We start from the raw sequence: 13363 nt of genomic DNA, 5'->3' as shown, positions 1-13363 counted from the left end.
GCGCAATTAAAAACAGACATTTACGCTAATTGGGATTGGGTGTACGGCAAATCACCCGAGTTTACCGTGAAGAATCGCCAACACTTTGAGATGGGGACCATTGATGCACGGTTTGTCATTGAGCAAGGCAAGATTAGTCAAGCTAAGTTTTACGGTGATTTCTTTGGTACACAAGATGTTGAACAATTAGAACAACAACTTCAAGGTGTGACTTATGATTATGATCATCTTGCTCAAAAATTACAAACGATTGATTTAGACCAGTATTTTACCGGTATTAAAGCAGATGATTTGATCAAGCTAGTGACACCTTAAAAATCTTTCCAAAGGAGTGCAGGACCGTGTATTATTTTTGCATGCCAGCACAAGATATTCGTGAAAATCTGGCAACCGAACAATATTTAATGAACAATAAGGACTTTGATGAACCATTGGTTTTGTTCTATATTCAAAAACCGTGTATTATTGTGGGACGCAATCAAAATACTTTGGAAGAATTAAACTTAGATTACGTGAAAGCACACCAAATTACGGTTACCCGACGGCTTTCGGGTGGTGGCGCCGTGTATGATGACTTAGGTAACGTCTCTTTTAGTTTTGTGATTAATGCGCAAGATGAGCGGTTTGGCGATTTTCAAAAAATGACCCAACCGATTGTGGCAGCTTTACAGCGGATGGGAGCCACGGGGGTAGAAGTTTCCGGGCGCAATGATTTATTAATTGCTGGTAAAAAGTTTTCCGGCAATGCCATGTATACTAAAAATGGCAAAACTTTCTCGCACGGGACGTTGACTTATGATGTGGACTTAGATGTTTTGAGCCAAGCACTCAAGGTGGCGCCTGATAAAATTGCGTCTAAGGGTATTAAGTCAGTCCGCAGTCGCGTGACGAATTTGAAACCTTATTTGGCACCTGAATATCAAAACTTAACCATTGAACAGTTTCGCGATGCTTTATTGTTGAGTCTGTTTGAAGCACGAGACTTAGCAGACATCAAGGATAAAGAGTATCACTTGAACGCTCAAGATCAGGCGGGGATTGCCCAACTAAACCAAGAATTATATTCCAATTGGGATTGGGTTTATGGACAATCGCCACAATTTACCATTCAAAAGCGTCAGCATTTTAATGCGGGGACCATTGATGCGCGGTTATTGATTGACCATGGGAAAATTGCTCAAATTAAGTTTTATGGAGATTTCTTTGGCCAACAAGATGTTAGTGAATTACCAGCATATTTAGTTGGCATTGACTATACGGAATCAGCGTTAACGCAGGCCTTAGATCAGGTTGATGTGGATCAATATTTTACCAATTTTACGGCACAGCAATTAGTTGATTTGTTAAAGCCATGAAAGATTAGAACAAAAGTCGTTGCAATTCCCGCAGCATTCTTTGGGTTCCAGTTTCTAACAATTAAAAAACAGCTAGCAATAGTTTGGACTAAGGCTAGCTGTTTTTTCTGCTTAGAATTTAATTCTTGGAGTCAGTTCGATGCGTTAATTTAAATTTTGTCCACGGTTTGATGAAGTCCAACAAGAATAGTTCTTCCGGTTTTAATTGTCCGACTTTATTTTTACGTGAATCTTGATGAGGCTCTAAAGCAATTTGCAGTTCATTTTTATAAACGCCAAAGTTATCATTGCCGATTAAAACATCGCCACGTTGGAAAACTTGGTCATTATCATGCGGTGGATTGGCCACAGCGTGATAGGTAACGCGCGGCATAGTGGAACGAATGACTAATTGATTAATATCACCGCGCCGAAAATGTTGTGGCTTGAACATGATGTCTGCTTCAACCGGATTAACAGTATCATTTAACTCCAAGTCAAATTCTAATTGATAGCGATCAGTTTGGGCTAAGGCTCGCAACTCACTTTCACTAGCGTAAGCATTGCCGATAATCACGTCGTCAATCATTTGAGAGGCAAATAAGTGCTTGGCTTGCACAGCAATAGGTAATTTTCGATCCATTTCTAAAGTTGGTAAGCCATCGTTGACATTCCACGGCCCTTGGTCGCCCACATGACTCGCTACAAAGGCGGCAGTATGAATCCCAGCTTTTTTGAAGCGCTGATTACACTCCATAAAATAATCATAGGGTAAACCAGTTCCTATTTGCGGATAAAAATTGTGACAGCCATAGATAAAGGGCGTATTGGCTTGAAAACTTAAAATATTATTTAAGTAATCAACATTATTACTAAGGTTCAGTTCAATAATTAAGCCGTAAGGGTGCATGAGTCAAAATAGCCTGTAAAACTAATAATTCCTCTGCCGAAAATTGTGTAAAATCACTAATAAAATAATGTAACTGCTGTTGTTGGGGATCAGCCCGTAAAAACTGGGTTAACAATGTTAATAACTGGTGCTCATCATTATAATTTGTCGTGATCTTTTGCCAGTATTGTTCGTAAATTAAACTTAAATCTAATAGCTTTAAATGCAAATCACCAGTTTGTGAGATATCTTGTGCCATGATCTGTAAGCGTTGCGGCGTAATATGATTTTTGATTAAATTATCTAGTTGTTGTTGTAAATTTTGAATAAAACCAATGTGTTTAACCTCACCGCCGTATAAATGTAATTGTTCAGCTTGTTGTTGCACAATATCAGCTAATAACATCACTTTCGTTGTCTGGGTTAACTGTGGACTTTGATAAATGGGATCGTTGCGTAAAAAATACCACGCCAAGCGAGAAAAAGAAAAAACTTGTAGCCGATTGGTTGCAATAATCTGTTGGGGAGCGGATTTTAATTGCGTTAAAATCTGCACTTCCCGTTCAAACTTCACATGATCTGGCACTAACCAAATAAAATTATCTTGCGGATACTGTTTTAGTTGCTGCTTTAAGTCTTTTAACATTAAAGCGTGCTTGTCTTTTTGCATCGTACCCAAAACTAATTTTAATGACATGAAAACCTCCTGGATAAACTTTTAACGATGAAAAGGTGCGTTTTAAGTCTAAATTGTGTAAAATAAAAGACTATGAGAAAGGTGATTTTATGACGAATTGTGGTCAAGCCCACGGTAAAATAATTTTAATCGGTGAACACGCGGTGGTCTACGGCCAACCAGCCATCACTATTCCGCTCTTGGATATTCCCACCACGGTAACGGTTCAACCCACAACAACTGAAACAACTATTGCTTCTCAATATTATCACGGTTCATTAACCAATGTTTTACCAGAATTACAAGGAATTGCGACCTTAATTAAATTATTAATGCGCGATTTACCCATTACCCAGCACCTGCAAATAACCATTGCTAGTCAGTTGCCCATTGAACGTGGAATGGGCTCCTCCGCCGCCACTGGAGCGGCCATTACTAAGGCACTCTTTAATTATACACATACGCCTTTAGAACAGGCTACATTACTTCATTATACTAATTTTTCTGAGAAAATTATCCATGGTACTCCGAGTGGTGTCGATGCCGTCACCGTCAACTCCAAGCAACCGATCTATTTTATTAAAGATCAATTAATTCAGCCGTTTACCATGAATCTCTGTGCCTACTTAGTTATTATTGACTCTGGAATTACCGGGAACACGGGCCAAGCGGTGCATGACTTACGCGTGTTGAAACAGCAACAACCACAATTGGTCAATCAAAGATTAGCTACATTAGGACAATTGACTAAGCAAGCACAAACCTGTTTACAGCAACAACAAGTCACGCAACTCGGCCACATTTTTACACAAGCCCAAACGATTTTACATGACTTAAAAATCAGTTTGCCTTTTCTCGATCAATTAATTCAAGTTGCTAATCAAGCAGGCGCGCTCGGCACTAAAATCACTGGCGGTGGTCGTGGCGGTTGTTTGATTGCCCTAGCTTCAGATCAAACTAGTGCTCAAACTATCAGCCAGGCTGTCATGAATGCCGGTGCTCACCAAACTTGGATTCAATCACTTCAACAAAGATAGGAATTAATCAATGTCCACAACTACCACAGCTCATACCAATATCGCCCTCATCAAGTATTGGGGCAAAAAAGACCAGCAATTACGCTTACCATATACTGATAGTTTATCGTTAACTTTAGATGGCTATTATACGACGACGACAACTGAATTTATTGATGGTCCTCAAGATCAAATTTGGCTCAATCAAGAAATTGCGCCGGCCAAATTTTTCCAACGCACGCATCAATTCTTAGATTATGTTCGACATTTAAATCACTCCCACCGCGCCATTTGTGTGCAAACTGATAATCATGTGCCCACTGCTGCTGGCTTAGCCTCCTCAGCTTCGGGTTTTGCTGCTTTGGCTGGTTCTCTTAATCACTTATTTCAAATGAATTTAGATAAAACCGCGCTCTCACGCTTAGCCCGTATGGGCTCGGGTTCTGCTACGCGGTCAATCTTCGGGGGCTTTGTCCAATGGCATCATGGCACAGACGATCAAAGTTCTTTTTCTGAACCTATCCAACCACCTAACCAAATTCCTATTCGCATCGTGAGCGTGGTTTTTAATCAACAACCTAAAAAAATTTCCTCAACTCAAGGCATGCAACACGCGGTGCAAACCTCACCTTTTTACAAAGCTTGGCCCCAAATTGTCCAAACAGATCTGAATGCTATGCTTAATGCCATTGCCAACCAAGATTTGGAACAAATTGGCCTGATCTCGCAAAATAATGCTTTAGCAATGCATGCTTTAAATTGGACGGCTCGTCCTGGTTTTTCTTATTTTTCGGCAGATACCATAAGCCTCATCAATTTTTTGGCAAAATTAAGACAGCAAGGTTGCTTGGCCTATGCCACCATTGATGCCGGTCCGAATGTCAAAGTCATTACTTCTAATAATGATGTGGTAACGGTACAACAACAAATTCAAACCAATTTTCCGCAAGCCACTACGACAATTCTCAAACCGGGACCGGGAATTCAATAAAATTATGCTATAATATTTTTTTGGTGTTTTACAACACAGACAGATAGTACAAACAATGAAAGGGTTTGATGAATTGATAACTGTGAAAGCTCCAGGTAAATTATATATTGCGGGGGAGTATGCCGTAGTAGAGCCTGGGTATCCAGCAATTGTGGTGTCTTTGGATCAATTCGTGACGGTCTCCATTAATCGTGCGCACGATCATGGTACAATTAATTCGAAACAATATGAAGAAATGCCCGTCATTTGGCAAAGAGAAGGCAATCAATTAGTTATTGATAATCGTGATAATCCATTTGAATACATTTTATCCTCCATCAAATATACAGAGTTATATGCGTTGGAACAAAATCATTCATTAGAATTATTTGATGTCAATGTGAATAGTCAGTTAGATGCTGACGATGGAAAAAAGTACGGTTTGGGCTCTTCAGCAGCGGTAACTGTAGCAACAGTCAGCGCTTTAGCACAATTTTACCAACTAAACTTATCTAAAGAAGAAATTTTTAAATTAGCAGCTATTTCTCATTTTATGGTTCAAAATAATGGTTCTTTCGGCGACATTGCCGCCAGTGTCTATGGTGGTTGGATTGCTTATCAATCACCGGATCGTCAATGGCTCACCCAGCAACTAAAAACCAACTCCTTAGTTCAAGTCATTCAACAGCCATGGCCGCAACTCAAAATTGAATCATTAACTTGTCCGCCCAATCTCAAATTATTAATCGGTTGGAGTGGTAGTCCTGCTTCAACGCCGGTATTAGTCGATAAAATTGCCGCCGCTCGGGCACACCAAAAGCAAAATTACCAAAAGTTTTTAACTGCTTCCAAGCAGTGTTTAAAAACCATGATTCAAGGTTTTAAAGAAAACAACGCGCAACTGATTTTACAGCAGTTAACAATTAATCGCCGCATTCTACAAAAATTAGCCGACTTTAGTGGTGTGATTATTGAAACAGCTCGCTTAGATAAGCTTTGTGAATTAGCACAACAATTTCATGCAGCTGCTAAAAGTTCGGGCGCCGGTGGTGGTGATTGTGGTATTGCCATGATTCAAGACGATCAACAAACTAAGCAACTGTTAAAAGCTTGGCAGGAAAACGGTATTCAGCCGTTGAACTTTAATGTCTATACCCCTTTTAATTAATCTGGGAGGTCTTTATGCCCAAACAACCTTATGATCTACAACGTAAGAATGAACACATTTTTTTATCCGAAAAATTTTATCAGTCTGCCAATGCTGACTTTCAACAATTCCGGGTCGTTGCCCCAATCATCCCAGATATAACCAGCCAACAAATTGATTCTACTTTTACTTGGCCTTCTACTAAAAAAGTGACAGCAGCACCATTGTATATTAATGCAATGACGGGTGGCGCTCCGCAAGTAACCCAATTAAATCGGCAATTGGCGCAAGTCGCGAACCAATTAAATTTGGCCATGGCTGTCGGTTCGATGAGTAATTATTTACGCTATCCTGATAATGCCGCTGTCCGCCAATCGTACCAAATTGTTCGGCAAACCAATCCCGAAGGTGTCATTTTGGCTAACGTTTCCGCTGCTACTACTTGTCAGGATGCCCAAAAGTGCATTGACTTAATTCAAGCTGATTATTTACAGGTTCACGTTAATGCCGCTCAAGAAGTGGTCATGCCTGAAGGCCAAACTAATTTTTGTTGGAGTCAAAACTTAAAAGACCTTATCACACAAGTGAGTGTGCCTGTTATTATTAAAGAGGTCGGTTGTGGCATGAGTGTGTCTGGCATTCAGCAGTTGCAGCAATTGGGCGTGCAAAACATTGATATTGGTGGTCGTGGAGGCACTAATTTTGTCCAAATTGAAAATGAACGTAATCATCAGACTGATTATCAGTTCTTACAAAATTGGGGGCTGACCACTTTAGAATCTTTATTAGCGATCAATCAAGCTAAATTAACAGATTTGAATTTCTGGGCTTCCGGTGGTGTTCGTAATCCCTTAGATGCTGTCAAATGTTTAATTTTGGGTGCAAAAGCTGTGGGCATAGCAGCCCCCGTTTTGCATAGTTTAAAGCATTCAGGCTTAGAACAGACCATCCATGCTGGACAAGAATTCATTCAACAATTACAACAAATCATGCTATTGTTAGGGTGTCAGAACATCACAGAATTAACCCAGGTGCACTATGTTTTAAGTTCCGAATTAGTCAACTTCTTACAACAAATTTAATACAGAAGATTAACCTCCAAGTCCAAAGTTAAATACCAACTTTGGAAGTTTCATAACAAAAAACGCAGGACAATCAAAAAATTCAAGATTGTCTTGCGTTTTTGTTATGAGCCGAAATTTTGCCCCAGTTTCTTTTATATCTATAAAAAAAACTAAGTTGGCAGCTTTCAGGCTAGTCCGCAGTTAAACCTAAAAACATTATGATAAAAACCTCAGTTAAGGTTCAAGCCCTTCTAACTTCTCTCAAATATCCGATTTGTGATTGATTTTAGACTGTAATTCATCCTGTTCTGCCAAAGCATTATTCCTGACTGATCTATAATCTTGAATCTTGCCTCACCATTGTCCGTGAATAGTCCGTTCCCCAAGTTTCCAGAGCTTCAATCACAAAAGAGAGGGTTTGTCCAAATTCTGAAACTCGATATTCAGTCTTCACCGGGACAACCGGGTAAATTGTTTTATCAATGATCCCATCACTTTCTAGTTCATTTAACTGCTTAATCAACATTCTTTTAGATACATAAGGCAGCTTTCTCTCTAATTCAGAAAAGCGCAAGACACTATTTTTAAATAAGTGATATAAAATCACACATTTCCATTTACCCGATATGAATTGCAAGGTATTTTGTACCGGACATCCTAAGTCGCAATTATAATTCTTTCGCATTTTAAAATTCACCTGTTGTTAATTAAAAATTCTCTGTAAAACACTCAACTCAGCCACTTTAAATTTTTTCACTTTCATTAATCAATAAAATATATTATACATTTTAAGTGAAATGATACTAGAGGTGAATTTAAATTCACCTAATGCTTTTAAATTCACTTCTTCCAATATTTTGAAATTGTATTAGTATCTTCATTACTGAGAGGTAATAAAGATGACTAAAAAAATTCACGCTGTCGGTTTTTATCAACACCTACCAATTTCTGACGCGAACAGTTTCGAAGACTTAACCATTCTAGAACCTACTATTAGAGCTCATGACTTACTAGTTAAGGTGGAGGGCGTTTCTGTTAACCCAGTGGATATTGGTGTTCGCAAATCAGGAAGTACTACTAAATTAACAGTTCCGCAAATCATTGGTTGGGATGCTGTCGGAACAGTTATCAAAACCGGTCCTCAAGTCTCCTTATTTGCTACTGGTGATCGGGTTTGGTATGCCGGCGATTTCACTAGATCTGGTAGTAATTCCCAATACCAAGCAGTTGACGAGCGAATTGTCGGATGGGCCCCAACTAATTTAAAAAACGAAGCCGCCGCCGCAGTTCCTTTAGTAGGCTTAACCGCATACGAAGCTTTATTTGAGAAGTTAAAGATTGACCCTACCATTAAGAGCCACCAAACTATATTAATTATCAATGGTGCTGGCGGTGTGGGATCTATCGCTATCCAACTGGCCAAACTAGCTAATCTTACAGTGATCGCAACCGCAGCTCAAGACAGTGCGATTCAATGGGTTAAACAATTAGGGGCCGATTATGTAGTCGATCATCACCAAAATTTAATTAAGCAAATCCGTCAGTTAAACTTTCAATACGTAGATTATATTTTAAATCTCAACAATCTGGACGCTCATTGGGATGAAATTGCGGAAATCATCAAACCTGACGGTCAAGTAGTCGCAACTACCGAAAATCAGCGTTTAATTGACCTCCAAAAACTGACCAAAAAACGCATCACTTTTTCGTGGGAATGGATGTACAGCAAATCATATTATCAAACTAAAGACATGATTTCCCAACACAAAATTTTAAATACAATCGCGCAATTATATGAAGAAAACAAACTGCAACCAATTAACAAAATTAATTACGCCCCCATCAACGCTGCAAACATGAAAAAAGCGCACGCTGATGTGGAAACGGGACATATGAAGGGCAAAGTTGTCCTAACAGGATGGCAACCTTAACTAGCTGATAAATATCTGCAAAATCTTGCAGTAGCTGGCAATTGATTAAGGATCAGCCAACACTTCAAAAAATCTCCGACATCACGCTGTTAATTAGCAAGTGGCGCAATCATTTCAACACGTGATAATCAATTGCTCTGGAAATTTACAAGCTTTTGTAACCATTACACCCAAACTTCTGCTTTGGAGCAGTACTAAAAAATGTTCGTATCCATAATTGATGTAAACCCCAAAATAAAAAAAACTTTGGAAGTTTCATCATCAATCAAATACGAACATTTTTTGTGTTTCACCTTAGGTTATCATTTCGCTACTAATTGCGATTGACATATTCTTTAAACGATAAACACGGTTAATTTTTGAATTTACCGACTAAGCTTACTGTCTTAAACCCTTCGGATAAAAATTTTTCAATTGTTGCTGAACCAATTTGCCCCATGAAAAAATCTTATGTTCAAAACTAACTGCCACAAATCCTTGATAGTCATAACGTTGTTGCAAAGTTAAAGCCTCACCATGCACAAAATGCTGGAATTGCTCCGCAGTTAACTCAATGACTTGTTGAAATTGCTCCGGTGCTAACGCCAATACTAAGGCATGATTGGGTTCAAAGCGATTTTTCTTAAACGTGCCCAATTTCAAACCATTACGTAAAACGTGCAGTGTTGGTACCGCCTGACCATCAATCACACTACTATATAATTCAGTACCTTGTACCAGCGGTTTAATGTCCAAGGACTGCGTCAATGTTTGCTGGACAAACTGTTGCCAAGTCGTTAAGTCTAAGGAAGTCCGTTTTTTGGTTTTCGAATGTTTTAAAACAGCAGCTGGAGCCGATAAATCGGCAGCTTGGGTTCCATTTTTGTGCAGCGCACAAATAAAATGCCCCTCACCTGCATAATGCTGGGGAAACAAGCGTACAGCCTTGGTTAAATCAGCATGACCATTGCCCCATTCAGGATAGCCATGATCCATCTGCGCGGTAGTTGGTAAATCAATAATTTTCACCGGATAATGCTCAACTAACCAGGCAATGTTTTGCTCATCTTCTTCCGGAGCAAATGTGCAAGTTGAATAAATCAAACGGCCTCCTGGCTTTAACATTGTCACGGCTGAATCTAGAATCTGACGTTGTAATTTGGCACATTGCAAGACATAATCCAAAGACCAATACTTCATGGCTTCTGGGTCTTTACGAAACAAACCTTCCCCTGAACAAGGTGCATCCACTACAATACAGTCGAAATATTGCGGCCAAACCTTGGCCAATTGCGCTGGTGAATTATTGGTCACTATTGCATTAGTAATCCCCCAACGTTCAATATTTGAGGATAAAGTCCTCGCTCTCGCTGAATTTATCTCGTTAGCTACTAGTAAGCCCTTCCCCTGTAAAAAAGCTGCTAATTGCGTACTTTTGCCTCCAGGAGCTGCGCATAAATCTAAAACTCGCTCCCCCGGTTGCGGCTGAGCAAATTGGGCCACATTCATGGCACTCGGATCTTGCGAATAAACCCACCCCGCTAAATGATCAATCGCTTTACCACTAACTTGACCGTAATAACCATTATCCACGCCAAAGACCGGTTGACTTAAGTCCTCATTGACTAAGGCAGTTGAACTTTTAGCAGGATTTAAACGAAAGCCGTGCGTTGCGGGTCGTTGAAAACTAGCTAAGAAAGGCGCCGCTTGAGTGCCCAATAACTGTTGATACTTTGCGACAAATGTTGCCGGTAACTCATTTTTCATGAAGAGCCTCATTTTTATTCTTATGATTAATTAATAATTGAAACGCTGCTAATAAAATGACTGCAATAAATAAAAAGATTAAGTACAGCATAAAGTATTTCCAACTAACAATTTGAATTTTAGCAAAAATAATGATTAACGCGACACCAAAAGTCACCATTTCGGTAATCACAAATTTCAACCAATTGCCAAATTGAAAGTCTAAAAGTAAATCACCATTGAGTAAGGAGCGTTTCAATAACTGTACCGCAGGAATTTGCACAAAAAAGCTTAAAAATAGAACTAACAACGCAATTCCTGACAAAATCAGCAACGTCCACCCCCAACGTAGCCACCAGCTTTGCTTAATATTATTAATTTGATTTGCTGAACGATAAGGATAACTAGCATGCAAGATAGTTTGAACTCTTTTAAGTTTTTGCGGATGATTTAATAATTGTCCATCAATCACAATTTGATAATGTCGAATCTGAGTATGATTATGTTGTTTGGGCGAAGTTGAAATAAAGATATGTTGATTGAGTTTCGAGGTATTGCTCAAGCCAGTATAACCAATCACAGAATAGTAGTTATGGTTTAATTGATAATAAGCTTGATACTGAGGTTTATACGTCTTTTGACCAAGATCACGACCTAAAACCACAAACGGGATTGGCGATTGAAAATCACTTGGTGAAAAAAAGCGACCATTGGTCATGGGTAAAGCTTTGACATTATGTGACATATACACATAACTTAAGTTGGGGTTCTTTTTTTGAATAAAATTAATTTGATAATGTTTCACATTGTTTCGTTCAAACTTTCGTAAAACCGTTGGAATTGATTGGCGTGAACGTGACGGAAAAATTAGTGCATTTTCTCGAATATTCCCCCGATCCATCAGTGTTTGGTAATTGCGTAAATCATTTTTGGAAACCACAACTCCTGCTAACACTAATAAGCATATCATTAAAATATTTAAAACAATTGTTCTTTTCATAATTCACCTGACTACAAATAAATGATCTTTAACTAAATCAAAGGTTGGGTAAAATTGATTAATCTTAGCAATTCTGGCATCGTAATGTAAATGGGCCCCTTGCCAAAAGCGTAAACTATTCGTAGCCCCACGATATTCACCAATGACCCATAATTGTGGACGAGTTGTCCAAGAGCGTAACTCTTTTAAAATTTGCCAATCAATTTCCTCGCGGTCAGGACTCCAAGCAAGTAAAATTACATCAACTTGCGAGCCGTAACGCTGCAAGGCCGTTAGTGCATCAGCTTGCTGAACTGGTAACCACGGCTGATGTCCGGTGCGACTTTGCTTAGACCAAGACAAATCATCAGTCGCAATAACTGATTGTTTTCTTTGTTGTAGTCCCCAACTCAAACTGGCATTGCCTGCCATTAATTCTAAGTACGACTGTTGTGGGAAACATTGTACCCAACAATTTAACATTGCTTGATTGAGTAAGGCCCAAACACCATACTGCTGTTGCAGAAACTGACGAAAATCATCAATAAATCGTGCTAAATTTTCTAAATACTTAACTTTTTGTTGCCATGTCAAACTAGGCATAACTTGAGTATTAAGTAATAATCTTTGCAAATCTTGGGCATCCAAAATCAAAGGTGGTAAACTTTGAAAGGGCAAGGTTTGTTTTTGATAAGCTTGTAGTGTTAATTGCATTTGCTGTAAACGATAGCTAAGTTCTTTATCGGCTTGCAATTGTGCTTGATATCGTTGTAATTGTTGGGGATATGATAGATTTTGCATAGTTGACCTTAAATTATTGTTATTTAAAAAGTTTATCATAATTAAGAAGTCGAGACAAAATTGAATCTTAACAAAGTTTTTAAAGATATCAATTCCATAAAAGTGTATCATATTAATTAATAGAGTTATTAATCATTGGTAAGTGAGGTTTAAGTATGAGTAAAGAAAGCAACTCTAACGAAACTAGTAGCTTAAAGGATTGGGGCATTTGGCTGTTACAAACCCTTTTATTAGCTGCTGTTTTATTTGGCATTATCACGTTATTAAATCGTTTTGTCTTTGATAATGCCCGGGTTTCTGGTACATCAATGCAGCCAACGTTTGAAGACGGTGATCGCTTAATTGCTTATCGTCATAGTCAATTAAAGCGTGGTGAAGTGGTCGTCATTGATGCTCCCGACGAGCCAGGACAGTTCTATATCAAACGAATTATTGCCACACCAGGAGAAAAGGTCGTCGCTAAAAATAATGAAATTTATATTAACGGCAAAAAAATATCCCAGAATTATTTGAAGCCAGGTTTCAAATTAGTTGATGATGGCAGCAATGGTGTTTATGGAACACGCTATGCTGATACGGGTAATTTTTCGATTAGTTCGTTAGCTAAAACATCAAACTATATGCAGATTTATTCTAAAAAACAGTTACAGCAAATGAAAAAGACCAATCGGGTGCCCAAAGATTCGTACTTTGTAATGGGTGATCATCGCAGTGTCTCTAAGGACAGCCGCTATATCGGTTTTATTAAAAAGAATAAAGTGGTCGGCGTTGTTAAATGGCGTTACTGGCCATTAAATCATATGAAAACATTTTAATCGAGGAGAGGATTGA

13 protein-coding genes and 1 pseudogene are annotated in these 13363 nt (G+C 38.8%); 8 read left to right on the top strand and 6 right to left on the bottom strand.

Annotated features, from left to right (window positions below):
- Together AC3B6D_RS04200 and lplA are read left to right on the top strand one after the other, a co-directional pair.
- A partial coding sequence (locus AC3B6D_RS04200) for a lipoate protein ligase C-terminal domain-containing protein (protein WP_489774990.1) occupies window positions 1-315 on the top strand: 315 nt, incomplete at its 5' end.
- Between the two features lie 26 nt (window positions 316-341).
- Entirely contained in the window at window positions 342-1355 is a 1014-nt protein-coding gene (gene lplA / locus AC3B6D_RS04195; RefSeq protein ID WP_489774678.1) for a lipoate--protein ligase, read from the top strand.
- A gap of 118 nt (window positions 1356-1473) precedes the next feature.
- Here lplA and AC3B6D_RS04190 read toward each other — a convergent pair.
- Both AC3B6D_RS04190 and AC3B6D_RS04185 read right to left on the bottom strand, forming a co-directional pair.
- Window positions 1474-2241, bottom strand: a pseudogene (locus AC3B6D_RS04190) (MupG family TIM beta-alpha barrel fold protein); the annotation flags it as partial.
- On the bottom strand, window positions 2219-2869 hold the full coding sequence (locus tag AC3B6D_RS04185) for a hypothetical protein (RefSeq protein ID WP_489775001.1): 651 nt from the start codon (window positions 2867-2869) through the stop codon (window positions 2219-2221). The gene AC3B6D_RS04185 and the pseudogene AC3B6D_RS04190, both read right to left, overlap by 23 nt.
- A 140-nt stretch (window positions 2870-3009) precedes the next feature.
- Here AC3B6D_RS04185 and mvk point away from each other — a divergent pair, with 140 nt between their 5' ends.
- From mvk to fni, 4 genes are all read left to right on the top strand, one after another.
- Window positions 3010-3936 (top strand): mevalonate kinase, encoded by a 927-nt coding sequence (mvk, locus tag AC3B6D_RS04180; RefSeq protein WP_489774989.1) that lies wholly within the window; start codon window positions 3010-3012, stop codon window positions 3934-3936.
- A 10-nt stretch (window positions 3937-3946) separates the two neighbouring features.
- Window positions 3947-4906: a diphosphomevalonate decarboxylase gene (gene mvaD, locus AC3B6D_RS04175; protein WP_489774988.1), complete on the top strand. Its 960-nt coding sequence runs from the start codon at window positions 3947-3949 to the stop codon at window positions 4904-4906.
- Between the two features lie 73 nt (window positions 4907-4979).
- Window positions 4980-6053, top strand: coding sequence for a phosphomevalonate kinase (locus AC3B6D_RS04170; protein WP_489775000.1), 1074 nt, complete (start codon window positions 4980-4982; stop codon window positions 6051-6053).
- A gap of 14 nt (window positions 6054-6067) precedes the next feature.
- Window positions 6068-7114 carry a type 2 isopentenyl-diphosphate Delta-isomerase gene (gene fni / locus AC3B6D_RS04165; RefSeq protein WP_489774987.1) on the top strand — a complete coding sequence of 349 codons (1047 nt, stop codon included), beginning with the start codon at window positions 6068-6070 and terminating at the stop codon, window positions 7112-7114.
- A 316-nt stretch (window positions 7115-7430) separates the two neighbouring features.
- Here the strand turns inward: fni and AC3B6D_RS04160 are convergent, their stop codons facing one another.
- On the bottom strand, window positions 7431-7781 hold the full coding sequence (locus tag AC3B6D_RS04160) for a winged helix-turn-helix transcriptional regulator (RefSeq protein ID WP_489757646.1): 351 nt from the start codon (window positions 7779-7781) through the stop codon (window positions 7431-7433).
- A gap of 214 nt (window positions 7782-7995) precedes the next feature.
- On the opposite strand from AC3B6D_RS04160, the gene AC3B6D_RS04155 reads away from it, so the two are divergent.
- Window positions 7996-9027, top strand: a complete 1032-nt coding sequence (locus AC3B6D_RS04155) for a zinc-binding alcohol dehydrogenase family protein (RefSeq protein WP_489774986.1) — start codon at window positions 7996-7998, stop codon at window positions 9025-9027.
- Window positions 9028-9405: 378 nt separating this feature from the next.
- Here the strand turns inward: AC3B6D_RS04155 and AC3B6D_RS04150 are convergent, their stop codons facing one another.
- The 3 genes from AC3B6D_RS04150 to AC3B6D_RS04140 are packed head-to-tail and all read right to left on the bottom strand — an operon-like array spanning window position 9406 to window position 12532.
- The gene (locus AC3B6D_RS04150; protein ID WP_489774985.1) at window positions 9406-10773 is read right to left on the bottom strand and encodes an RsmB/NOP family class I SAM-dependent RNA methyltransferase; all 1368 of its coding nucleotides are present in this window, start codon (window positions 10771-10773) and stop codon (window positions 9406-9408) included.
- Window positions 10763-11752, bottom strand: a complete 990-nt coding sequence (locus AC3B6D_RS04145) for a hypothetical protein (protein ID WP_489774984.1) — start codon at window positions 11750-11752, stop codon at window positions 10763-10765. The genes AC3B6D_RS04150 and AC3B6D_RS04145 overlap by 11 nt, the downstream gene beginning before the upstream one ends.
- A 3-nt stretch (window positions 11753-11755) precedes the next feature.
- Window positions 11756-12532 carry a hypothetical protein gene (locus AC3B6D_RS04140; RefSeq protein ID WP_489757642.1) on the bottom strand — a complete coding sequence of 259 codons (777 nt, stop codon included), beginning with the start codon at window positions 12530-12532 and terminating at the stop codon, window positions 11756-11758.
- Window positions 12533-12687: 155 nt separating this feature from the next.
- Here AC3B6D_RS04140 and lepB point away from each other — a divergent pair, with 155 nt between their 5' ends.
- Window positions 12688-13347: a signal peptidase I gene (lepB, locus tag AC3B6D_RS04135; protein WP_489757641.1), complete on the top strand. Its 660-nt coding sequence runs from the start codon at window positions 12688-12690 to the stop codon at window positions 13345-13347.
- Window positions 13348-13363 lie beyond the last annotated feature (16 nt).

The organism is Bombilactobacillus sp. ESL1097, from assembly GCF_058107205.1.
Note: the sequence above shows the minus strand (reverse complement) of the source record. Positions and strands in the feature narration are given on the sequence as shown.